Here is a 24,445-nt window from a genome sequence, read left to right as displayed (position 1 = left end):
AGGTTTATAAAGTTCATGGACCCCTCGCGGGGTGCTTTATCCACTGCAGCTTAAGCTGCAGACAAACACAGTCCGAAGGACACCCGTGACCTTATAGACTTTACGGACTTTATAACTTTATGAACCTTATAAACCGATTTATTTCACCGTAATCAAGAAATAATTCTTTTTCCCGCTTTGCAAAAGGATAAACTTACCGTCGATCAAATATTCGGGAGTAACCACTAATTCTTGATCCTGCACTTTCTCCTTATTTATACTGATCGCATTTCCCTTCAATGCACGCCGAGCCTCTCCTTTTGAAGACATCATGGAAGTTTTCTCTGCCATCAAGTCCACGATATGAATTCCGGCCTCTAAATCAGTTCGTGCAACGTCAAATTGAGGCACCCCTTCAAAAACAGACAATAACGTGTCTTCATCCAAACGTTTCAACGCATCGGATGTTGCATTACCAAAAAGAATTTGGGAGGCCTCCAAAGCTGAATCATAGGCTTCTTCCCCGTGTATCAAACAAGTCACCTCCTTCGCCAATACTTTCTGCAATTTTCTCAAATGCGGAGCTTCTTGATGCTCTGCAATCAAGGCATCAATCTCTGCCGGTGGCAATATCGTGAAAATTTTGATATACCGGGCAGCGTCCTCGTCCGTGCTGTTCAGCCAGAATTGATAGAACTTGTATGGAGAAGTCCGTTGTGGATCCAACCACACGTTACCCGACTCTGTTTTTCCGAATTTCTTACCGTCACTCTTGGTCATCAACGGCCAGGTCAAACCATAAGCCTCCCCACCATCTTTCCGGCGAATCAATTCGCCCCCCGTGGTGATATTTCCCCATTGATCGGAACCACCCATTTGCAACAGGCAGTTATAATTACGACGTAAATACAAAAAATCATACCCCTGCACCAATTGATAGGTAAACTCCGTGAATGACATCCCGTTAGTTGAATTGGCACTCAATCGTTTTTTCACGGAATCCTTCGACATCATGTAATTCACCGTGATATGTTTTCCCACTTCTCGTATAAAATCGAGAAAAGAGAAGTTTTTCATCCAGTCATAATTATTTACCATGATTGCCGCATTCGGCTCGCTCGAATTGAAATCAATAAACTTGGACAACTGGACTTTAATTCCCGCCATGTTCTTTTGAATGGTATCCTCGTCCAACAAATTCCGTTCTAAGGATTTACCGCTGGGATCTCCGATCATACCCGTTGCTCCACCAATCACGAAAATCGGTTTATGCCCGGCCATCTGTAAATGTTTCATCATCATAACCGACACGAGGTGACCTATATGTAACGAATCAGCCGTCGGGTCAATTCCGACATAAGCCGTCGTTTGTTCTTTTGCTAATTGTTCTTCGGTTCCCGGCATGATATTATGAATCATCCCTCTCCATCTTAGTTCTTCAACAAAATTCATCGATTCTTAATTTTTAATTCGCATTTGCGAGTTATAAGTTAATAAGTTACGAGTTCTTCAACTCTTATCTTTTAGTTTTTAGCTTTTAGTTTTTAGCTTATTTTATCGCACTTTCGTAAACGCCATTTGCAAAGTTAACAAAAGGTTTGTACAACAAGCTGTCACCTTTCGTTTTTGCCGAAATAAAATCATAACGAACGTCCAGCGCATTCACGATGAAAAGCACCACGCATACCACGATCGCAGCTTTCAACACGCCCAGAACGATCCCGAATAACTTGTTAAACAGTCCCAATGAAACCATATCAATCAACTTGGTCAACAATTTCCCAAGCAGATGCATCACGATAATGACCAGCAGAAAAGTCACGGCGAAAGCGATGTAATAGGCATACGATTCCGGCAAAGCCACGAAATCTTTCAAAAAGCCCTCCACGTTCACGGCATATCTCAACGAGATAAAAACTCCTAACACCAACGCAAACAACGTTGACATCTCAACAATCAACCCCTGACTAAACCCTTTATAAGCCCCGTATACCAACGGAAGCAATATAATCACATCAATGTAATTCACCGTTAAATTATTAATCATTTCATTCAGATTTCAAAGATAAACAATTGTCCACGTTTCATCACAAAATCGGAACAATAATATTAAAAAAACTCACCCCGTAAGAATTCCCGAGGTGAGCAAAATTTTTAGTAATATTGTATGTTAACTTATCGTCTAAATTTCCAAAGTGTATTATCTACCCCTAAATCACGGTCAACAGTTACAAATCCTTCCTTTCCATCAAGAGTAAAACCAACACCCTCTACTGTAGGTTCTGGTAAAAAAGCAACTTCTTGCCATTTTTCTTTTCTTGGATTATATTCCATACAAGATGCTATTGGCCGATTATATTTGTTCACCCCAGACACAATATATGCATAATCTTTCCCACCTCGATTCAACACGAAACAAGATGCATAAATTCTACGAATATCCAACGTTCCTTCCAGTCCATCAAATGGTCCCAAGGTCTCCCAGTTATTTGACCCAAGAGATAATTTATACATACCTATAAACAAGTCATAATTCTTATAAATAATTTGCTGGGATGATAAATTTCCTCCTCCGGTACATATATAAGCACAACCATCTGCCACAAAAGCAACAGCACCATGAAAAGAATGTCGTAAACTAGTAAATACACGCCATCCATTTGAGGGATCAAATTTATAAAAATCTTTTAAACTATACCCATCATACTCACCTGTACCGACGTATGCAAAACTACCAAGAGTAAAAGCGACAGCATGCCCCCGAGGTTTCCCTGGAAATGAAAAAGACAAAGGTTCAATTTCCCAACTATGCGTCTTTCCATCATATACCCAAAAATCACTATAATACACTTTATCTTTACCTTCTACCGAATAACCAAGTCCAACGTAAGCCTTATCTTCCATAACAAAAGCAACAGCACCTTTACGTGCCTTTCCTGGAAATTTATCCACAACTTTCCATTGAGCTTCATTACCATCAAAACGCAAAAAATTATCTCCCATGCCAACAACTATATCACCTCCTATTTCAAAGGAAACTCCTCCATTTTTATACTTAGAAAGACAAGATCCCATCCCAAAATCACCATCCTCATACCATCTTCCCGGAAACGTTGCCTCATCATTACTACACGCTATTTGTATCGTGATCAGAAAAACGATACTAATTATTAACCTACATTTCATATGTAAAAAATTAATCAGGAATTATCTCTGTTAACCAGTAACCACCAGTACCACCATGCCCATTACCTTGATAAGGCTGAAAATAATATTTAAAAGGAGTTGTTGCACCTTGTTCCATAAAAATTCCAACTGTTGCAGTTGCAAGCTTTCCAGGAACAGGATGTTCCTCTGTAATTTTTTCCCATTTTTCCCAATAATATCTACAATCAAATTTACTAATTTGATAATACTCGCCATCAAATTCAAACGGCTCATGACCAGCAACCATCATTTGGTACATAGTATACACAGTATAATAATCATTGTATCCTGTCGCAGATCCTTCAATACCAAACATATTTTCAACACCATCAATTAAAACATATACAAAAAAAGAATAATTATACAATTGTAATTCATAACCATATTCGTTTGTATCACGTTTACGTTTTTGACAAATTACACGACAATATGTATCCCGTAAATAACTTTTTTTTGCAAAAATCGGAGTTGTCCTATCATAAAAAATAAACGCTAATCGCGCATTTTCCGAAATAACAGGATCAGGAAGTACATACATCCCTACATTTTGATCCCGAATCGTTATTGGAAAATTCGTTCGACTCTCCCCTACATCAGAAGTTGCTGTTATTTTCTGGGAATAATCTACTACAAAAATATTTTCACTCTCACTTGATTTTGTATAAGAATTCAATAACATATAATTATTCAAGTCTCCTCCTAACCAAATTTTCTTATATCTTGGAGTGATTTGAAAGATTGTATCTTTTATTGCAAAATATCCATCTCTATTTATCACCTTAGCATAAAGTGGTTCTGCCAAATTTAAATCATAAGAAGATGTCCCATCACCATAAAATACTTTTTTAATAATTCCTCTTTGCAAGTAATCGTCATACACCCCACTATGTTCACTTGCTGTTTCAAAGACAACTTCTTTCAATGTATCCAAATAGGTCATATATTCCTGTTCTGCTTGTACAACCTCATCCATCAAATCTTTTTGAGAGGTAAAGATTTCTACAAACTGATTCATCTGCACATCTTCCTTTCCACTTAAAACCTTACTTAACACCATCCTACTTGGAAATACTAACATACCATTTTTTAACTGAATCTCGATAGAATTATCATCCACCGGAGACGGTATTAATTCTAAATTCTTTGAACAAGAATTCAAAAGACAAAATGCACACCCTAGGCACACAAATGCCAACAATATTTGTTTTGTTTTCATTACTATAATTTTAAAATAAACTAAATTTTATCACAAAACAAATTATTCACGTAATGTTTTGCCTCCTTTCTTACAAACGCTTTTATCGAATAAATTGCCCCACAAAACAAAGATAACGAAAATAGCAGTTATTTCAACTCAAACATTTTTTTATTTCGCAAATCAATTTTCAAAAAATCAACACCAATAATAGCTAAGATGCCATTATCGAACCCCAATTTATATTCATTCCAACATAAAATCAATGATTACACACGTATATTGTAATATTTACAACACCGAAAGTACAATACAAGAATTAATAACAAGTTCGGTCCCCAAAGACGAGACAAAGCCGATTCCCCCACGAGTTAAACCCGGCTAATTAGATTGTCTTTAATACCTAGGAAAAACCGTTATCAACTTCCCGTAGGCATCGATCTCCCTCTCAACTCCCGTCGATCTCCCACGGATCTCTTCATTTTCAGTATTCGCACTTCAATTTTCAATTATTTATGCCTTAAACTGACAAATTCTTACTATTTTCGCACAATGTTTATGCCAGAATTAAAATTGAGAATTTATGTATAGAACACATACTTGTGGGCAGCTAAGAATGGAGAACGTGAATGAAAGCGTTTGTCTTAGCGGATGGGTACAAAAAGTACGGAAACTTGGAGCCATGACCTTCGTGGATCTTCGTGACCGTTACGGGATTACCCAATTGGTTGTCGAGGAATCGGCTCCCGAAGAAATTAAAGCTAACGTGGCAAAGCTCGGACGTGAATTCGTGATCCAGGTAAAGGGTAGGGTGATCGAAAGAGCCAGCAAAAATAATAAAATACCGACAGGCGACATCGAGATTATCGTGAATGAATTGAATGTTCTGAGCGAATCGGAAGTACCGCCTTTCACGATCGAGGATCAAACCGACGGGGGTGATGAGATCCGGATGAAATACCGTTACTTGGATTTACGTCGTTCCTGCGTTCGCAAAAATCTGGAATTACGCCACCGTATGGCGCAATTGACCCGGAACTACTTGAGTAACTTGAACTTTATCGAGGTAGAAACCCCGGTATTAATCAAAAGTACCCCCGAGGGGGCCCGCGATTTCGTGGTACCTTCCCGTATGAACCAAGGCCAATTCTACGCCTTGCCACAAAGTCCGCAGACCTTCAAACAATTGCTGATGGTTTCCGGTTTCGACCGCTATTTCCAGATCGTGAAATGTTTCCGGGACGAGGATTTACGGGCTGACCGGCAACCCGAATTCACACAGATCGACTGCGAAATGTCATTCGTGGAACAAGAAGACGTGTTGGAAGTTTTCGAAGGTTTGATCAGTCACTTGTTCAAAGAAGTTCGTGGCGTGGATATTCCCAAATTGGAAAAAATGACTTGGATGGATGCCATGGAGCAATACGGATGCGATAAACCGGACCTTCGTTTCGGGATGAAGATCATGGATTTGACTGCCGTTGCCAAAGGGAAAGATTTCGCCGTGTTCAACGATGCTGAATATATCGGGGCCATCTGCGCACCTAAATGTGCCGGATATACCCGTAAACAACTGGACGAGTTGACCGAATTCGTGAAACGTTCACAGATTGGAGCCAAAGGATTGGTTTACGTGAAATACAACGAGGACGGGACATTCAAATCCTCTGTTGATAAATTCTACACGGAAAGCGACTTGAAAGTATGGGCAGAAACCTGCAAGGCAGAAGCGGGAGACCTGATTCTGATTCTAGTAGGTCCGAAATTCAAAACCCTCCCTCAATTGTGCGAGTTACGCTTGGAAATGGGTAACCGTATGGGATTACGGGATAAGGATGTCTTCAAACCGTTGTGGGTAGTAGACTTTCCCTTGCTGGAATGGGACGAAGAAACCCAACGTTTCTACGCGATGCACCACCCGTTCACGTCTCCCAAGCTGGAGGATATTCCATTAATGGATACCGACCCGGGTAAAGTACGTGCCAATGCTTACGATATGGTCATTAACGGCGTGGAAGTCGGTGGTGGTTCTATCCGTATTCACGACTCGGCATTACAATCCAAAATGTTCGATTGCTTGGGCTTCACTCACGAGGCCGCACAGGCTCAATTCGGCTTCCTTATGGGTGCATTCAAATACGGGGCGCCTCCTCATGGCGGTATCGCATTCGGTTTCGACCGGTTAGCCTCTATGTTCGCCGGGTTGGATTCTATCCGCGACGTGATTGCCTTCCCGAAGAACAACTCCGGGCGTGACGTGATGATTGACTCCCCTTCTGAAATCTCTCCGGAGCAATTCAAGGAACTGGGCATTCAATTGAAAATGGAAAATTGACAATTGAAAATGAATGAATTTATGATTCCTGTCGAAAAAAAAGCGTTGATTCGTGCGGCTGGAATCTAAAATCTAAAATTTAAAATCTAAAATTAATAAGGTGTTTTTTAAAGACGTCATAGGACATGAAGAGATAAAGCAAAGACTGATTACTTCCCTGCAAACGGGAAGAATCAGTCATGCACAACTCTTTTCCGGTGACACGGGAGCGGGATCACTTGCCCTGGCGTTAGCTTTCACGCAATACCTCTTCTGCACGGGCGACAAACATGAAGACGCTTGCGGGATCTGCCCGGAGTGCAAGAAGATGCAGAAACTGATCCATCCGGATTTACACTTTGTCTTTCCCGTGGTAAAATCTGCCAAAATAAAAACACCGATCAGTGACGAGTATATCAACGAATGGCGTAGCCTTCTGCTCAAAAGTCCATACATAGACATGGAAGAATGGCTGGGAGCCATGGGTGCCGACGAGAACGCTCAAGCATTGATATACACGGAAGAAAGCGGGAACATCCTCCGGAAACTCAACCTGAAATCCTTCGAATCGGACTACAAGGTCATGATCATCTGGTTACCCGAAAAGATGAAAACGGAATGTTCCAACAAACTTTTAAAGATACTGGAAGAACCTTATCCAAACACGTTATTCCTACTGGTCACCGAACACGCGGAAGAAATCATTACCACGATTCTCTCACGGACACAGCGGATCAAGGTACCCCCTCTGACCCAAGAAAACATAGCGGAACAACTGGTTCTTCAAAAACACCTGGTCCGGGACTCGGCCGATCAAGTCGCTCACGTGGCATCCGGTAGCTGGCTGAGAGCCCTCCGCATGCTGAACGAGACCGACGAATCTGTTTACAATCAAGAGAAATTCGTGCAGATGATGCGTCTCTGCTGGGAACGAAAAATGCTCCCCGTCAACGAATTTGTCAATGAACTCGCTTCTCTCGGAAGAGAAAAGCAAAAAAGTTTCCTGATGCATTGCATCCGTATGTTACGGGAAAACTTTGTCAGAAACTTTGGTATTGAAAAAATAGTATACATGACTGAACGGGAGAAAACCTTCTCCACGAGATTCTCTCCCTACGTTCATGAAGGCAATATTATTCCCCTTTTCGATGAATTTGAACGTGCATATAGCGACATCATCCGGAACGGGAACGGGAAAATAATTTTCACGGATCTCTGCATCAAGGTGATGCAAAACATCAGACCGTGAAAAACATGAAAAACTAAAAGATATAAACTAAAAATTGAACCATTGAAAACCGAAAATAAATATCACATCATTTTCAATTTTCAATTTTCAATTTTCAATTAATACAGTATGAGCGAGATAAACGAAGAAGAAGTACAGAATAACTCCGAAAACAAAAATATAAAGCAACAACCACAGGTTGTCCCCGTGATTGACCACCGCCTGCTGGCAGGAAAACTCACTGTATATAACTGGATGGAAGATACCCCGGAAGGATGCACTCCTTCTGAAATCGTGGAAGTCCGGTTTAAAAATACAAGGAAAGGTTTTTATTTAAACAACAGTAACCTGAAACTGAATATCGGGGACATCGTGGCCGTGGAGGCAGCTCTTGGACACGACATCGGGATTGTATCCCTCACGGGAGAACTCGTGCGGGAACAGATGAGACTGAAAAAAGTCGACTTGGAACGTAATCCCTTGAAAAAGATATACCGGAAGGCAAAACCCCACGACATCGAGAAATGGCAACAGGCCATCGCCTTGGAACACGACACGATGATCCGCTCACGTGTTATCGCTGCCGAACTCGGACTTGACATGAAGATCGGGGACGTGGAGTACCAAGGGGACAAGACAAAAGCCATTTTCTACTACATCGCCAATGACCGCGTGGATTTCCGGAAACTGATCAAGATTCTGGCGGAAACATTCCACATCCGGATCGAGATGAAACAGATCGGGGCCCGTCAGGAGGCAGGACGTATCGGGGGAATCGGGTCGTGTGGACGTAAATTATGCTGTTCCACGTTCATCACGAACTTTATTTCCGTTTCCACTTCTGCCGCCCGTTATCAGGACATTTCCTTGAACCCGCAAAAGCTGGCAGGACAATGTGGTAAGTTGAAATGTTGTCTGAATTACGAAGTCGATGCTTATATTGACGAGCAAAAAGATTTCCCGTCCACCAATATTTGGCTGAACACGGGCGAAGGTATGCTATATCACCAGAAAACAGATATTTTCGGTCGCAATATGTCCTACTCTTTCGACAAAGAAGGACGCGGTACGTTAATCAAACTATCCGTTGCCCGTGTGAAAGAGATCATCGCCATGAACAAACGGGGACAAATTCCGGCAAAAGCTGTCGATGTCGAAAAAGAAGAACAAGTGAACATCGGTTACACGGACGGGGTGGGAGAAGAAAGCTTGAATCGTTTTGACGAGAAAAAACAAAATCAAGGCAAACGAAATCACTCCAGAAACCGTAATAACCGGAAAAACAACCAGAAAGAGAACAACAACACGAATAACGAGAATAAACCCAAGGAGAATCCGGGGAACAACACGGGGAATAAGCCTGAAAACAGGAACGAGAATAGAAACGAAAACAGGCAAGGCAACAGGCCCAAGCACCGCCCCGAAAACCGGAATAACAACCAACAGGGTAATCGTTCCAACGAGAAACCGGCAAATCGCCCGGATGGACCGAAAGTGTTACGTAAACAAGACAAAAACAATAAACCGGAAAACAAGGAAAATAATAAACCTGCTGAACAATGAACAATTATAGACCCTTCGCCGGGATCACCCCGGCAGTAAAGATCATCATCATTATCAACGTGCTCGTTTTCCTAGCTGTTAACATGATCGGCCAGCGGTCGGACGTTGATCTTGTCAATATACTTGGAATGCACTTGCCGCAATCCCAGTATTTCCAGATCTACCAGTATATCACGCATATGTTCACGCAAGAAGGGCTTACTCACCTTTTCTTCAATATGTTTGCCGTGTTCATGTTCGGCCGGATACTGGAATCGGTATGGGGTACCAAACGTTTTATTATTTACTATTTTGTTACCGGATTAGGTGCTGCCGCACTCCACTCGCTGGTAAGCTGGTACGGGCTACACAATATGCAGGAACAATTCTATGCATTCCAAAGTACTCCCGACGCGGGAGTCTTCGCCGAGTTCGTCCGCTCTCACGTGAGCAACCCTAGGTTACTTTCGCAATTGATGCAATTTGTCGATGCCTGGAATGCCGCACCTGCCAGTTCGCAGTTTACCGGACAGGCAGAATATTACATGCAAAGTATTATTCAGGCCTATACCAACGTTCCGACTATCGGGGCATCCGGGGCTGTCTTCGGCATATTGCTGGCATTCGGTATGTTGTTCCCGAACACCGAATTATACTTGATGTTCATTCCCATTCCCATCAAGGCGAAGTATTTCGTGCTTTTGTACGGTGCCGCCGAATTGTTCTTCGGTTTACAGAATTCGGTAGGTGACAACGTGGCTCACTTTGCACACTTGGGTGGTATGCTTTTCGGTTTCTTCCTGATTCTTTACTGGCGAAAACACAGCAAAAAGTTTTACTAGAAAAAGATAGGTTATGTACAACAGGGCGTATGGATCGAATTTTTCAGGTGGAATCTGGAATGGGATAAAGAATTCCTTCAAACAAGGAACGGCACTTACCCGCCTGATCTATATCAATATCGGTGTTTTTCTCGTCATCAAGATTCTGGAAGTATTTTTCGTACTAGCCGGACAACGGGGATTCGAACAACTCCTGTTGCCTTACGTGGGTGTTCCCGCACTACCGGAACGCCTGCTTTACACGCCGTGGACGATAATTACCTACATGTTCACCCAGTTCGGTTTTCTACACTTGTTGTTTAATATGCTCTGGCTGTACTGGTTCGGTTCGATCTTTCAAAACACGTTCTCCAGCCAGAAACTCACGGGAGTGTATCTCCTTGGGGGAATTACCGGGGCTATCATTTACATGGCTGCCTACGCCTTGTTTCCCGCTTTCGAGCTTGAACGTTACCAGTCGTGGGCCATCGGTGCCTCGGCATCCGTCATGGCCATCGTGTTCGCCGTGTGTACTTATCACCCGAACTACAAGATATACGTGTTTCTGATCGGCCCGGTGAAACTTATTCACCTGGCGATCTTCACGGCAGTCATAGACCTTCTAAGTATCCCCAGCGGTAACGCGGGAGGGCATATTGCCCACCTCGGGGGAGCCTTGTTCGGTTATCTTTTCACCTTGTCTTTCCGTCGCAATCTCGACTTGACCAAAGGACTTTCATCCCTCTTCACCAAGTTAGGCAACAGCCGCCTATTCCGTAAGAAGACCATGAGAGTCAAGTACAAAAAGAAAGTCTCGGACATGAATGACATGGAATATAACGAGTACAAAAAACGAAAAGACGACCGCATCAACAGGATCTTGGACAAAATCTCCAAACATGGTTATGAAAGCCTGACAAAAGAAGAAAAGGAGATATTGTTCAAATCGAAAAACAATTGAAAATGGAGAATGGAGAATTGAAAATAAACTCCCTCTCCCCTTCGGGGTACTCCCTCTATAAACAGAGGGAGAGCTGGTACCTTTTCCCAAAGACGAAGACGATTCCGGCTCCTCCTCTGTTTATAGAGGAGGTGGCAGCAAAGCTGACGAAGGAGTTCTATTTAAAATTATTAAATCTAAAATTCCTTGGGCCGGTTATTTGATATTATCATGAGGATCGTCACGATCATCGCCATGATCGGATTACTTGGGAGCTACACCGCTCCCTATATTAACCCTAACGTGTTTTATTTTTCATCCCTGCTGGGCTACACCTATCATTATTTATTGATTGTAAACATTATCCTGCTACTTTACTGGATTGCACGCTGGAAAAAGATAGCTATTCTATCCATACTGATTATCGCGGCCGGGTATCCGTTAATTACCACTTACTATGGATTGAACCCGCAAACCGTACCTGATGCCCCCCACGACCTTTCCATCATGACTTACAATATCCAGATGCTGGGGGTAGGCGAAAAGGATGCAGCTGTAAAGATCGAAAATTACATAAATAATAGCGGTAACGACATCGTTTGTATGCAGGAATTTCCTCAACGGGAAGCCTCCTTCAAAAAATTCCCTGCTTACCCGTATTATCACCGCAATCGGGACGTCGCACTTGTCTCCCGCTATCCGATTATTAACAAAGGCGTGATTAAATTCGATAAGGGACATTCGGCCGCCTGTGTTTATGGAGACATAGCCATCGGTAAAGACACGATCCGAGTATACTCTGTACATCTTGAATCCTACCGGTTAGGCAAAAACGAACAGCAGATATACAAGGAACTCACCAGTGGCAACACGCAAAATGCCACGCAAGGCGTCAAAACGATATCTTCTCGTCTGGTTACCGCCAACCGGAACCGGGCAAAACAGGCGCAAATAATAAAAGATCATATGCTACAATCCCCCTACCCGGTTATCATTTGCGGGGATTTCAACGATACCCCGATCTCCTTCGCTTATCACACGTTGTCCGAAAGGATGAAAGATTGTTTCATTGAAAAAGGACGTGGTCTCGGAAACACGTATATCGGGGAGTTCCCCTCGTTCCGTATAGACCACATCCTGCACGCACCAACACTCGGCACCGTATCTTATACTCGTGATACCGTTAAGTATTCCGATCATTATCCGGTGCAAAGTAATATTCGATTTTAAATTTACGATCTCAACCCACTATCCTGCACTTTTTAATCATTAATTAAATACTAAAGTCCTTGTAAACTCTGTTGTATTGTTTCTTGAATTTGTTTCATCTGCATCTTATTCGAAATCTCCGCACTTGCCAGAAATGCCTGATTGTAACATTGTTTAGCCTTCTCCCGATTGTCCGTATTCTGGAAACATTGTCCCATCATGATTAACAAGCGAGTCCGTAAATCCGGTGTCATGTCCTTTTCCAGAGCTTTCGTAATCCACACGATACTTTTCACGTATGCTGGTTTTGACAATCCCCCGTTATAAGCCACGGAAAGATCCTCCAAAGGCTGAGTATAATCCTCCAACGTGGCCTGTTCTCCCAAACCTGCTAGATATTTGTCCATGTTCTCAAAGAATTTCCCTTCGTCATGTTTGTACAGGTAGTAGGTAGCATCGGACAACAAGGTAATCGCTTCCAACACGGACAACGATCCGAAAGTTATCCCGGAATACACCTCTTTCAAATCTTCACCCACCCGTTTCAAACGATCCCTGTACGCCGGGTCTCCTTTTTTACACAATTGAATAATATAACTGTTGTTTAACCCTATCAAATAAGCGCAAACTTCTTCCTTCCCGACCAGTTGCACGCCCTCGTTAAAATGAGCCACCATGAAATCAAAGATCGGGTCTTTTTCCGATGTCCGGGAATGATACATGACCAGAAGCGTAAAATCCGTTTCATTCATCATATTCTCTATTTTCTTATTTTTCACGTAATCCGGAAACAGATTTTTCAGCCGGGCACCCCATTTCTCCCGTTCATATCCCTCTTGCCGTTGCATAAATTCCGGGGCCTCAAGCAGCAATTTCTGCTGCACGTCGTAATCTTTCTTCTTCTTTTTATATAACTCGTACAGTTGTTCAAAACTTAATTCTTCCCCCAATGCTATTTTAGCCTCTTTCACTAACCCTTTGGGGTTAACCACGCCCAATACACGCCGCAGTTCCTTACCTTCCGTATCCATAAACACCATCGAAGGCAATCCCGTGATATTATAACTTTTTGCCAACTTCGTATTTTCTCCCGCCTCTACATTCACCTGTACACAGATGAAACGGGAGTTAAAATAATCCCCCACTTCTTTTTGGGGAAATACCTGGGTTGCCATTGCCTTACAGGGACCACACCAATCTGCATAAAAATCGACAAAAAGTGATTTCTTTTCCTCTCGTGCCTTTTTTAACGCTTCCTCGAAAGACCCTTTAAACAAATTCATTTGGGCACTCGATTCTCCCAATATTCCCATGAAGAATATAAGGATAAAAAGTATTTTCTTCATAAAATGATTCCTAGTTTATTATTCTGCATTACAGGTTCTCCACCTGTGTAATGGGGAGAGGTGACCAACCAATGGTTTCCCTCTCCCATAATGCTATTCCTTATTCTCCTTCCGTGGCATCCTCTGCCGTCTCGATTACAAAAGTGAAAATATCCTCCAATACGGCAGACTGTCCCTCGTTTTCCACCTTAATGGAAACCGTATACACACCCACCGGAGCTTTCACATCATAGGCAACATACATTCTTCCCCCGCCTACAATAGACAAACTTTCATTAAACAACGCCGCATTTTCGGCACTCTCGTTCTTCACGCTGACAATCGAATACTGCAAAGGTTCAGTCCCCAACACCCCCTGTATCGAAGAGGTAAACCAAGGAATCTGGTAAGTTATCGTGTTCTGGATTTTTTCAATCCCGTCATATATCTCGTCTTTTGTCATTCCGGCAATCTCAAGTATGGCCGCATCGAGTTCATCCAAATAATTCCAATAGGTCTTCCGGGCCTCTTTCCAAGCGGCAACCAACTCACCAAGCCGTTCCTCAGCCTCATCCAACGCATCCGTGTTTTCCTGTGTGGGATTAGCCTCCCAAGCATCCATTGCCGGATAGTATACGTCATCTTCATAATCATAACGTTCATCACTTCTTCTTTGGGTTTCCGCCTCCCACTCCTCACACGATGCCGTAAGACTTAACACTTTTTCCGAAGATTCAACTCCATCCCGCAGGGCAACCAAGCCATCATACTGTCCCCCAATATCATAAATATACAAGGTATCAATCGGGTAACCTGCCGTACCTGTCACGAGATAACCGACTTCTATTTTCTCACACGAGGAAAAGAAAAACGCACATCCCGCAATCAATAGATATATTAATTTTTTCATAGTTTTCCCTTTTAGAAATTAGTAAACCTGAAATCGTAGTTTAACGCTTGTACCACCCCGTTGGTCGTTTGAATATCCGTGGAGACGATTTGCTCGTTTCTTATGTTATCCATATTATGACTGGCCAAATAAAACTGGACTTCTCCTGCATCCTGAACATTATTATAAGTTCCCCGTAACGTCCACAGGAAGACTTTCCCTTTCACACAATCATACTCTACACCACCGGTTTCCACGTACTGCTGTTTCTGAAGTAACCGACTTCCCCGGGGAATGTCATTTAACATCAGCCGTTGCGGTACCACTAGTTTTTGTAGGATATCCTGACATTTCCCCTTGGGAATATCCGTAACCCGATGCATATAATGAGGATCTGTCTCTTCCAATCCATCATTATTGATCATCATGTAACGAAGAATACTTAGATTGGTCAAACCGAAGAACGTAATCTGTTCATATTCTCCCGTCCCGTCAAAAAGTGATTTTAACCCGGCATGTTCGATCATGATAATTGTAGAATCCCAATTGTAACTATCCGTGTGAAAATATTCCCACATGGTGCAATCATGTACACCATTGGCAATTCCACCGTCAATATAATTATATTTTGTACAGGAACAGAACGCCACGATCATCACGACCACCATTCCTTTTGCAATCTGATTTATTCTCTCCATAACCAATATGTATTTTGTGTCATCAATGGGTTTTTCTTTAAAAGTGTATTTGAATTAACAGGCAGGTAAAGAGCCCCGTTCTTTATGTCCGTATCCGTCAACGCCCCGTACTCATCTGACAGTTCTTTTAAATAACCGTTCCGAACCGCATCATAATAACGTTGTCCTTCCCCGAATAATTCTCTTTCCCTTTCCCGGAAAATCTCTCTACGCAGTGTTTCCAGGTTTGTACTCTCGTCATATCTTTCCAGTCCGGCACGAATCCTGATCTGGTCCAGATCATCCACTGCCGTTGCCATCCCCAACCGGGCACGACATTCTGCTCTTAACAAAATCAAGTCCGCCAATCGCCAGATAACACGATTACCTTCCATTCCCAACAATGGAATACGTCCTTCTTCACCAATAATATCAGGATTAGAAGAAACAATAGGTTCCTGCCACTTGTTCAAAAATGCATACTCGGAAATAATCGTAACCGGCACCTCTACCCAATCACCCGTTTCGGGGTCTTCTTCCCAAGTTGATCCCTCATAACTGGCTTCTCCCAATTCTTTCCAATACTCTTTTCTTCTCTGGTCTTTTTCCTCCAGAAAGATATTATAAACCGTGTTCACGAGTATACGCGGTTTATCGGTATTGGTTTCCAACGCTTCAGGAGAGGCGTGGTCATAAGGGTAATCAATCAAAGATTGCCCCGGATAAATTGCAGAAAACCATGCTGATGAATATTTATTGTCATCCTGGCTATTGACTTCTATCGTGAAGATAGTTTCATCACTTTTCCGATTTCCTCCCAATGTATTGTTTACCACAGACTTTATATCTCCTTCCAACTTGTAAAAACCGACTTTTCCATCAATCACCTGCGAAGCATGGCTTTCGGCCTTCTCCCAATAAGAAGTTTCTCCGTACAATCCTCCCATCCACGCATAAATATTTGCCAACAGCGTGTGGACACTCCCCAAACTGGCATATTGTTTGGAAGTCACAGCCTCCCCGTTCGCATCCGTCAAGTTCTCATGTGTCGGCAAACTCAAAGCAATTTCAGCACAACGTATCGCTTCCTGCAATATATCCTCCACGGAACTCTTTCCCACGACATCGATAGATTCCGTCGAGGGAGCCATCGGGGCTTCCCCCCATTTCTGGGCAAGGGTAAAATAGGCAAGAGCCTTTGCAAAATTAGCCTGTGCTATCCAATAATCAGTCCGTTCTTCCGAAATATTTTCAAACCGATAACGGTTCTCTTCCAACATATTAACGAGATATATCAAAGAATAATAACGGGACCATCCTTCCATATACTGGTTACTATAAAAATCAAGTACATTCAACTCCTTATACCCCTTTCTAGCCCCCGCATCATCACAAAGCAACCCGACATACCCGAATGCTTCCGGATTCGCCGGAGCATACAAAGCCTTTTCATAACCAAAAATCGAGATCAGCACTTTTTCCAGATCGCTCTCACTTTTGAAATAATTCAAATAAGTCACCGATTTCTCCGACTCGACATTCAGCCAGTCCGTACAGGAGAAACATGGCAGTAGCATTAAAATGATAAATATCTTTCTCATAAACATCTACTTTAAAAATTAACGGTTAACCCAATGGTAAACTTCCGCGGTAACGGGTAAGATCCCATAGTGTCAAGCCCATCGAAAATACTGACAATCTCAGGATCAAGCCCGGAATAATTGGTTAGCAGGAACAAATTTTCCATACTTAGGAATACACGTGCACTCGACAAGCCTATTTTTTTCGCTAACTGTTCATGTAAATTATACCCTAATGTGAGTTGCTTCAAACGCAGCATATTTACTTTCTCCAAATTAGTATCATACAACCCGGTGGTCTGATAATTTAATACTGAATATTTTTGCAAACGAGGGAAAGTATGATTCTGTCCGTCAGCTTCGGTCCACGTATCAAATTTACGCACATCCCCCATAAGAGGGCCGGCAGTTGTATTTACGGAAGAATAGGTATATTTATAGGCATTGATAATGTGACGTCCGAGAGAATACGTGAAGAAAATATTCAAATCAAACTGTCTCCATGCGATCTCGTTTATAAATCCGCCATGACCTATTGGGAGTGGACTTTCAGCATAGTACATATCAGCATTCGTAATCACCCCGTCCCCGTTCAAATCCAGAATTTTACGTGTTCCCGGAAAGAATATGCCGTTATTACCCGTATTTAACGGTTTAGGCATTCCGGTTGAACCCGTGTAATAAACCGGGACTTCCTCCATCGTATCATAGAAGCCGTCCGTTTTGTATACCCGAATCCGGTACAAGGGTTTACCCAAAACATTCTTTTCATAATCATACCCGTCGGCACTCTTTTTAAAGCGATTCCAGTTACGGGAAAAATTAAACTTCATACGCCAGGTAACAGGTGTCGTCCTGAGAATATCTGCCGTCAATTCCAACTCTATACCGGAATTCGTTACCCCTAAAGCATTTTGCCATTGAAAATTATGAAAATATACATCCCCGGGAAGTTCCGCCTGGTTCAATTGCCCTTTCGTGTACCGATAGTAATAATCCAATGTAAATTTAAATCTGTAATCGAATAGACTCATATCCAAACCGACATCATATTGGCTTGTTTCTTCCCAAGTCAACTTTCGATTTATCGTACCTCCCTGTGTATCCGGTTCAACTCCTGCCACGCCAAAAAAAGTATTTGATGAAGACTGCATCAATCCATGAGCCAAATAAGGTTGACTGAATTTCTGTCCGGATTTTCCCCAACTGGCCCTCACCTTACCAAAGCTTAACCAATAGAACTGATCCATAAATGATTCTTCGGAAAAAGCCCATCCCGCAGCAAAAGAAGGGAAAGTTGCCCAACGTACTTTTTCCCCGAAAACAGAGGAACCATCCCGCCGCAAGGTTGTCTCGAACATGTATTTTTCCTTGTAATTATAAGTCAAACGTCCGAAATAGCTATTCATCCTTTCTTCCGTAAAATCAGAGGCATACGAAAAAGCTGACTGGTAGACCGCATTTTCAGAAGTTGAACTGGCCCCATTATTCAAACCGTTGGAATCACCCCATTTCCCATCCACGTAATGCACGTAATCATTCGGGCCATTTTCAGCACCCCCGCTATTCAAATAAAATTGATCTTTCTGAAAGGACAACCCCAACAATATATCGAAATTATGAGTCTGTTTCACGCTAAACGAGTATTTCAATAAATTCTCATTCAGCAAGGAAATATTACGTCCGATACTTCCCGTTGAAGAAGACCAATGTTTATATTTATCCAACGTACTGGGAGTAAACGTATTTTCATTCTGTTGACTGTAATCAACACCTCCGGATAGCCGCAAGTGCAGGTTACGAATAATCTCGTAATCCATCACTAGATTATACCTTGCCGAATAACCATGGTCTTTTTGAGAAACACTATTAATGGACTCGCCCATTTCCGATTTAATATACATTTCCCCAGGTGTCAGTGAAGATTCTATCATTGGATTCACAGACATCGCTTCGATCTTAGCCCCTCCGCTATTCTGTCCCCGGCTCCGGTCCGTATAAGAAAGTGAGATCTGATTATCCAAAGTAAGGCGTTTCGTAGGAGTCACCGAGATATTTGTCAACACATTTATTCGCTGGTAATCACTATTATGCATGATACCTTCTTCCTTGTAGTAACCGGCACCAATCATATAATTCATTTTATCATTACCCCCACTGGCTTGTATATTGGCGTTATAAACACTAGCCGTACGGTAGGCATACCGCCACCAATCCGTGGAATTATTAAAGAATGCATTCAAACTATCCTGCAAGATCAATGAAGAATTCGCCGCAGAAGCCGTTCCCCAAAACCAATCATATTCCGGTTGGTTCGTATCGGAAGTTCCAAACCTGTATACCTCCTCGTAAGAAGCCGGTATTTTCCAAGTCCCATCTTTCGCCTGATAAGGGGTTACGGTATTCCTCAATCCTTGAATATTATACAAACGTTCCAACTGTCCCCCGCTCTGTTTTGGGGTTTCAGGCAACCACGAAGCCGAATAGGATACATTTGCCGTAAAACGGGCCTGTCCGCTCCGCCCTTTTTTCGTAGTAATCAGAATAACACCATTTCCCGCACGGGAACCGTAAATAGCCGCCGAGGCAGCATCTTTCAACACTTCGATAGACTCGATCATCGAGGGATCAAGGTCTGACAACGTATTTGTTCCCGTGATCGGGGAAGTAAATGCCTGCATGGGAACCCCGTCAATCACGTACAAAGGTGTTCCGTAGGCTCTGTCTTGACCTTCCGAACCACTACTCGCACCATCCCCGGCAAAAAAGGAATTATATCCCCGAATGGCAACAATGGAACCGCCACCACCCGGAGAACCGGAAATGTTATTAACTTCCACGCCTGCCATGTGTCCTTGTAAAAGATTCTCCAAACTATGCGTCGGAAGCTCCTTTATATCATCCGCTTTCACAGAAGACACCGCACTAACTAACGTCCGCTTCTTTTGGGAACCGTAAGCAATCACTTGAACTTCCTCCAATCCGGTCACATCCTCTTGCAGCACCACCCGGATCGTGTCCTTCGTGTTCTCCGTAAAATTTATGGTTTGAGATTTAAAGCCAACAAACGAGAATTCGAGGCTCCCCTTCGTGATCGGCAAACGCAACACGAATTGTCCGGCATTATTCGTCGCCGTACCCACAGTGGTATTTGCCACTTTCACCGTCACCCCCGGCAAAAGTTGTTTCTTCACATCCGTCACCACTCCCGTCACGACAAAACCACTTCGCTGCCCGTCACCTGTCACGGCAACGAACGGACGAACAATCACCACATTTTCCTCGATCTCGAAACGGTAATCTTTACCAAAGACCAAAGGCAAGACTTCTTTTAACGTCATGTTGGAAATGCTCACCGAGACATTACGACTCACGTTTACCTCTCGGTTACTGAAAAGGAAATCCTTCCCTGTTTGCTTTTTCAACTCTTTCACCACCTCCCCCAGAGGTACCTCTTTCACGTGAAGGGTCACTTTCCTATCCTGCGCAAACAATGGATTCCAAGCCACGGATAAGCCACAGAACAACAAAATCAGTAACACTCTTGCACTTACCAAAATGGACGGACATAGTAGCCGACACGCATTTTGTTGCATCGTTCGATTTTTTTCCATAATTTTGTATTAATAGTTTAACATGACTAACCTTGAATCCAACTCTAGGCTAGTCGAATTATCAAGACGGTATCTGTGCGAACAGATGCCGTTTTTTATAACAAGACATTCACTGTTACCGTCCGGCCGGAAACCGTAAAGCAAACATCCGTAGTTTTTTCAATCATATCCAATGTCTGCCGAATAGTATTATCTCGCCAGATGGCTCCCGTAAATTCATAGGATTTCAGCTCTTCGTTTGCCCAAAACACTTGCAAATCGTACCAACGTCCCAGTTGAATCAAAATTTCTTCCAAAGGCATCTTCTCGAAATAAAATCGACCGTTAATCCAGCTAATGAAATCTTCCGGGTTTACCTCTTTCACGTTAATCCCCGCACCGGAAAGAGCTGCCTGTTGATTCGGTAGCAACACGACCGTCGAATCCGTCTGTAAATCAGCCACCCTAACTTTCCCCAGTACCAACGTCGCAAAGATTTCAGCATTCTCCGGATAAGCATTAACATTAAATTCTGTTCCCAAGACTTCGATTATCGCATCACCATGCACATCCACCCGGAAAGGTCTTGATGTGTCACGTTCCACCTCAAAATAGGCTTCACCTTTCAAAAATACTTTTCGCTCATTCCCAACAAATTTCACCGGGAATCTTAATTCTGAATCCGCATTCAACCGCACCCGGGTCCCGTCATTCAACTCCACCGTGTACTCCCCACCCCGAGGAACGACTATTTTATGATAGAATAATTCCTCCACCTCTTCTTGCACAGTATTATATACCAATTTTCCCAATGTATCCACGGCTAAAAGCTGCCCGTCATCTTGTCGGATCGTATCCACATGTGGAGTTGATAAATCCACTTTCGTCCCTCCTTCCAGCACCAGATAAACCTTGTGCATATCCGTGGAATCCATCACCCCGACAACTGCAACGTTCATTGGAGGCAATTCCTTTTCTTGATGTAACCAAAATAACAGGAGTACTGATAATGGTAATATTAATATCGCTGCATACCGGATAAGCTGAAACAAATGCTGCCTTTTTACTTTCTGTTGCAGACTTTCCTGTACCTTATCCCAAATTCTTCCCCGGTTCACCCCGACATGCATAGTCCTCATCCTTAACAGTTCTTCCTTCACGTGAGCATACTCGTCCTTCCCTAGCTCTACCCGCAACTCATCCCAATTCACAGTTTCGCCTCTCGTCAGAAAACGTCTCAAGATTTTTCCTATATGATCTATTCTCTCTGTTTCCATTTTTCTCGTTTTACACTTTACTAACAAGATTGGAAACAAATCGAGTGAAAGAAAAAAATTATTTTTTCAAATAAAATGAATTTTATTTTTTAAGTAGATATAAAAGTCCTTATTTCAGCAATATACTCAATAATACAAATAACGTATTCTTCGGAAGATTCAAGTCTGACCTTACCTTTTTATAACCAAAACGTACCTGCGTTTTCACCGTGTTGATCGTAACCCCCAATTTATCTGCCACTTCCTGGTACTTTAATCCTTCCACGCAACTCAACACGAATATCTCCCGGCATTTTTCCGGTAAACGATCTATCGCACCCAATAACTGGCATCTCAATTCTTCCAACGCATCGTCATTCTCCCAATCAAACACTTCCGTCTCTCCATTCAGCATTTCCCGCCTATAACGGTCCTCAACCCGTTCCCGAATTTTTTGATTGATACAAGAATTTCTCACCGTCCGTTGTAAATAACCGTAAATTGATTCCGAATAAGTGATTTTTTCCCGCATGGTCCAAAAACGCACAAATGCCTCCTGTACCAAATCCTCGGCCGCATCCGAATCCCGACAATATCCCAAGGCATAAGCGTATAGCATATCCACGTACGTCTTGAAAAAATATTCAAACGCCCGCCGATTCCCCTGCTGCATTTGCAAAAAGAATTTCGATTCGTTATCAAAATTGGTCATGTTACGCCGATTTACCTGGCAAATATAAGAATAATCAACAAAATCACACCTTAACCATTTCCTATTTTCAAATATTTATCTATATTTGCAATCGCAAATGGGGAATTAGCTCAGTTGGCTAGAGCGTTTGAATGGCATTCAAAAGGTCGTCGGTTCGATTCCGATATTCTCCACGAACACCACCTAAAGCATTGAAATTCAATGCTTTAAATTTTAAAGAGTGTTTTCGGTTTTTTCGGGGCTTTTTTTAGGTTTTGGAACGGCTTAAAAAAACAAGGAAAAATGGAAACAAAAATTGCGACAAAACCCAAATTAGTTGAATCCCCCAAAGGGTGGTATGTGTATTTTAGCGTGCGCGATCATCGCACGGGGAAGATGCGTCCTAAAAAAATAGAACGAGGTTTCAAGGAATGTAAAAACAAAAGTGAAAAATATGCTTTAGCCGATAAATTGATCAAGGAATATACCTTAAAACTCAAACAAGGATGGGTTCCTTGGCATGATCCGGAATCAATTTATGAAGATGAGATTAATTACCAGTTCGAAAATCAAAAATACAGTTCCAAAAGGAAGTCACGCAATACTATCCGACGGTTATTCTCGGATTTTCTAACCGAACGAAAGTTATCTCTCAAGAAAAAATCATACCAAACATATCAATCCAAGTTACGGATTTTTAATCAATTCTTGGAACGGAAAAAATATGTTGACTTCGACATAACCGCAATTGATAACAAAATTATCATTGAATTTTTTACCGAATTAATTAAAACCCGAGAACTAGACCGCCGTTCAGTGAACAACTATAAAATAATCCTTTCCGCTTTTTTCAATCACTTGTTAGAACAAAAACTAATTTATAAAAGCCCTATATTTAACATTCCCAAGGCACACAAAATAAAAGATAACGCCCCACTTCCTATTTTACCTATTGATTTACAATCTCTCCTTTCTGAAATAAAAAGGAGAGATTCACAATTATATTTAGCCTGCTTGATGCAATACTACTGCGCTATTCGTCCCGGCAATGAATTACGTACTCTACAAATCAAACATCTAAACTTGTGGGCCGGAATCATCATGATTTCCGGTATCAACGGGAAAATGCGGGAACGCACAATAAATATTCCTGACCAATTTCTCAAAATATTAATCTCTGATTACAAGTTACAGAATTACGACAAAGAATATTTCATTTTTGGTAATGAACGTAAACCTGGAGAAAAACCTGTCGGGAATAATACCTTACGTGTACGATTCAACACCATAAGGGACGAACTAGGGCTAAACAAAGATTACAAATTTTATTCGATGAAACACACCGGGGCCGGATTTCTTTTAGATGTTCCTGGCATTACTATAAAAGACCTACAAGAACATCTCGGTCATACAAACATCAACAGTACTTATCATTACATAAAAAAATACCGGGGGATGACATCAGAGAAGATAAAACACAGTTTTCCTAATCCTTTCCCTAATGAAAAGGAATAATCTTCCTCCCCTATTCTTTAAAACAAAAATAGGGGTATCCTCTTTCAGAATACCCCACGCCAACGAGAAAGTAGTTGGCACTCGCTTTTCACTCACAGTCGCATCGCCGATATAACCTATAATTCAAAATTTCGAGCATGAAAAAACGTACCCGCTTAATCTCACTGCCCCCCACGGTGGAACGATCGGAACAGTTCAATTAAGACGGGTACGTACACGATATATATACGTACCACGTCTCCCCAAAGATACTCGATCGTTCCACCGTGGGAGTATCAATGGTTGTGTAGTACACGTTAATCCTTTTAAACTAGGTGAAATCTCCTTCACCTGGGACAAATGTATAAATAATTTTTAAAAGTAGTACAACACGTGGAAAAATACGTAAAAAGACTTGCTTTCAATCTTGAGCTTATCTTAATTTATTACTTGTATAGCATCATAAATTATTTTTGATGTTTGTGCTAGTTCTTCATTATATATC

19 protein-coding genes and 1 tRNA gene are annotated in these 24,445 nt (G+C 42.1%); 9 read left to right on the top strand and 11 right to left on the bottom strand.

Going from position 1 to position 24,445, the window contains the following annotated elements:
* Positions 1–138: 138 nt before the first annotated feature.
* The 4 genes from tyrS to F1644_RS14965 form a co-directional block, all read right to left on the bottom strand.
* Positions 139–1,431 carry a tyrosine--tRNA ligase gene (gene tyrS / locus F1644_RS14980; protein WP_118303581.1) on the bottom strand — a complete coding sequence of 431 codons (1,293 nt, stop codon included), beginning with the start codon at positions 1,429–1,431 and terminating at the stop codon, positions 139–141.
* Positions 1,432–1,528: 97 nt separating this feature from the next.
* The gene (locus F1644_RS14975) at positions 1,529–2,026 is read right to left on the bottom strand and encodes a CvpA family protein (RefSeq protein ID WP_087419629.1); all 498 of its coding nucleotides are present in this window, start codon (positions 2,024–2,026) and stop codon (positions 1,529–1,531) included.
* 128 nt (positions 2,027–2,154) lie between these two features.
* The gene (locus tag F1644_RS14970; RefSeq protein WP_118303579.1) at positions 2,155–3,165 is read right to left on the bottom strand and encodes a Kelch repeat-containing protein; all 1,011 of its coding nucleotides are present in this window, start codon (positions 3,163–3,165) and stop codon (positions 2,155–2,157) included.
* Between the two features lie 10 nt (positions 3,166–3,175).
* Positions 3,176–4,402, bottom strand: coding sequence for a hypothetical protein (locus F1644_RS14965; RefSeq protein WP_118303577.1), 1,227 nt, complete (start codon positions 4,400–4,402; stop codon positions 3,176–3,178).
* Positions 4,403–4,964: 562 nt separating this feature from the next.
* Between F1644_RS14965 and aspS the strand changes: the two genes are divergently transcribed.
* From aspS to F1644_RS14930, 7 genes are all read left to right on the top strand, one after another.
* Positions 4,965–6,716 carry an aspartate--tRNA ligase gene (gene aspS, locus F1644_RS14960; RefSeq protein WP_118303575.1) on the top strand — a complete coding sequence of 584 codons (1,752 nt, stop codon included), beginning with the start codon at positions 4,965–4,967 and terminating at the stop codon, positions 6,714–6,716.
* 100 nt (positions 6,717–6,816) lie between these two features.
* Positions 6,817–7,944 (top strand): DNA polymerase III subunit, encoded by a 1,128-nt coding sequence (locus F1644_RS14955; RefSeq protein ID WP_087419627.1) that lies wholly within the window; start codon positions 6,817–6,819, stop codon positions 7,942–7,944.
* Between the two features lie 108 nt (positions 7,945–8,052).
* The gene (locus F1644_RS14950) at positions 8,053–9,486 is read left to right on the top strand and encodes a PSP1 domain-containing protein (protein WP_087419626.1); all 1,434 of its coding nucleotides are present in this window, start codon (positions 8,053–8,055) and stop codon (positions 9,484–9,486) included.
* Positions 9,483–10,307: a rhomboid family intramembrane serine protease gene (locus F1644_RS14945; protein WP_118303573.1), complete on the top strand. Its 825-nt coding sequence runs from the start codon at positions 9,483–9,485 to the stop codon at positions 10,305–10,307. Before F1644_RS14950 ends, F1644_RS14945 begins: the two co-directional genes overlap by 4 nt.
* A gap of 13 nt (positions 10,308–10,320) precedes the next feature.
* Positions 10,321–11,247, top strand: coding sequence for a rhomboid family protein (locus F1644_RS14940; protein WP_118303571.1), 927 nt, complete (start codon positions 10,321–10,323; stop codon positions 11,245–11,247).
* A 2-nt stretch (positions 11,248–11,249) separates the two neighbouring features.
* Positions 11,250–11,450: a hypothetical protein gene (locus F1644_RS14935; RefSeq protein WP_118303569.1), complete on the top strand. Its 201-nt coding sequence runs from the start codon at positions 11,250–11,252 to the stop codon at positions 11,448–11,450.
* On the top strand, positions 11,434–12,456 hold the full coding sequence (locus tag F1644_RS14930; protein WP_229782395.1) for an endonuclease/exonuclease/phosphatase family protein: 1,023 nt from the start codon (positions 11,434–11,436) through the stop codon (positions 12,454–12,456). Before F1644_RS14935 ends, F1644_RS14930 begins: the two co-directional genes overlap by 17 nt.
* Positions 12,457–12,506: 50 nt before the next feature.
* Here F1644_RS14930 and F1644_RS14925 read toward each other — a convergent pair whose 3' ends face one another.
* The 7 genes from F1644_RS14925 to F1644_RS14895 all read right to left on the bottom strand — a co-directional run bounded on the left by F1644_RS14925 (position 12,507) and on the right by F1644_RS14895 (position 22,467).
* Positions 12,507–13,781, bottom strand: coding sequence for a thioredoxin family protein (locus tag F1644_RS14925; protein WP_118303565.1), 1,275 nt, complete (start codon positions 13,779–13,781; stop codon positions 12,507–12,509).
* Between the two features lie 100 nt (positions 13,782–13,881).
* Positions 13,882–14,670 carry a hypothetical protein gene (locus tag F1644_RS14920; RefSeq protein ID WP_118303563.1) on the bottom strand — a complete coding sequence of 263 codons (789 nt, stop codon included), beginning with the start codon at positions 14,668–14,670 and terminating at the stop codon, positions 13,882–13,884.
* 11 nt (positions 14,671–14,681) lie between these two features.
* A complete protein-coding gene (locus F1644_RS14915) occupies positions 14,682–15,347 on the bottom strand; it encodes a hypothetical protein (protein WP_118303561.1) in 666 nt (221 codons plus the stop codon).
* Positions 15,335–16,927 (bottom strand): RagB/SusD family nutrient uptake outer membrane protein, encoded by a 1,593-nt coding sequence (locus tag F1644_RS14910; RefSeq protein ID WP_118303698.1) that lies wholly within the window; start codon positions 16,925–16,927, stop codon positions 15,335–15,337. The genes F1644_RS14915 and F1644_RS14910 overlap by 13 nt, the downstream gene beginning before the upstream one ends.
* Before the next feature lie 11 nt (positions 16,928–16,938).
* Positions 16,939–20,520, bottom strand: a complete 3,582-nt coding sequence (locus F1644_RS14905; RefSeq protein ID WP_229782394.1) for a SusC/RagA family TonB-linked outer membrane protein — start codon at positions 20,518–20,520, stop codon at positions 16,939–16,941.
* A 95-nt stretch (positions 20,521–20,615) separates the two neighbouring features.
* Complete coding sequence (locus F1644_RS14900; RefSeq protein ID WP_118303557.1) at positions 20,616–21,776, bottom strand: FecR family protein; 1,161 nt, start codon at positions 21,774–21,776, stop codon at positions 20,616–20,618.
* Positions 21,777–21,885: 109 nt separating this feature from the next.
* Positions 21,886–22,467 carry an RNA polymerase sigma factor gene (locus F1644_RS14895; protein WP_118303555.1) on the bottom strand — a complete coding sequence of 194 codons (582 nt, stop codon included), beginning with the start codon at positions 22,465–22,467 and terminating at the stop codon, positions 21,886–21,888.
* Between the two features lie 99 nt (positions 22,468–22,566).
* Between F1644_RS14895 and F1644_RS14890 the strand changes: the two genes are divergently transcribed.
* Together F1644_RS14890 and F1644_RS14885 are read left to right on the top strand one after the other, a co-directional pair.
* Positions 22,567–22,640: transfer RNA gene (locus tag F1644_RS14890), tRNA-Ala, on the top strand.
* A 109-nt stretch (positions 22,641–22,749) separates the two neighbouring features.
* Positions 22,750–23,961 carry a tyrosine-type recombinase/integrase gene (locus tag F1644_RS14885; RefSeq protein ID WP_118303553.1) on the top strand — a complete coding sequence of 404 codons (1,212 nt, stop codon included), beginning with the start codon at positions 22,750–22,752 and terminating at the stop codon, positions 23,959–23,961.
* Positions 23,962–24,445 lie beyond the last annotated feature (484 nt).

Origin of the sequence: Butyricimonas paravirosa, assembly GCF_032878955.1 — a bacterium.
Classification (GTDB): Bacteria; Bacteroidota; Bacteroidia; order Bacteroidales; family Marinifilaceae; genus Butyricimonas; species Butyricimonas paravirosa.
The sequence above is the reverse complement of the archived record's forward strand: the minus strand, read 5'-3'. Positions and strand labels throughout refer to the sequence as shown.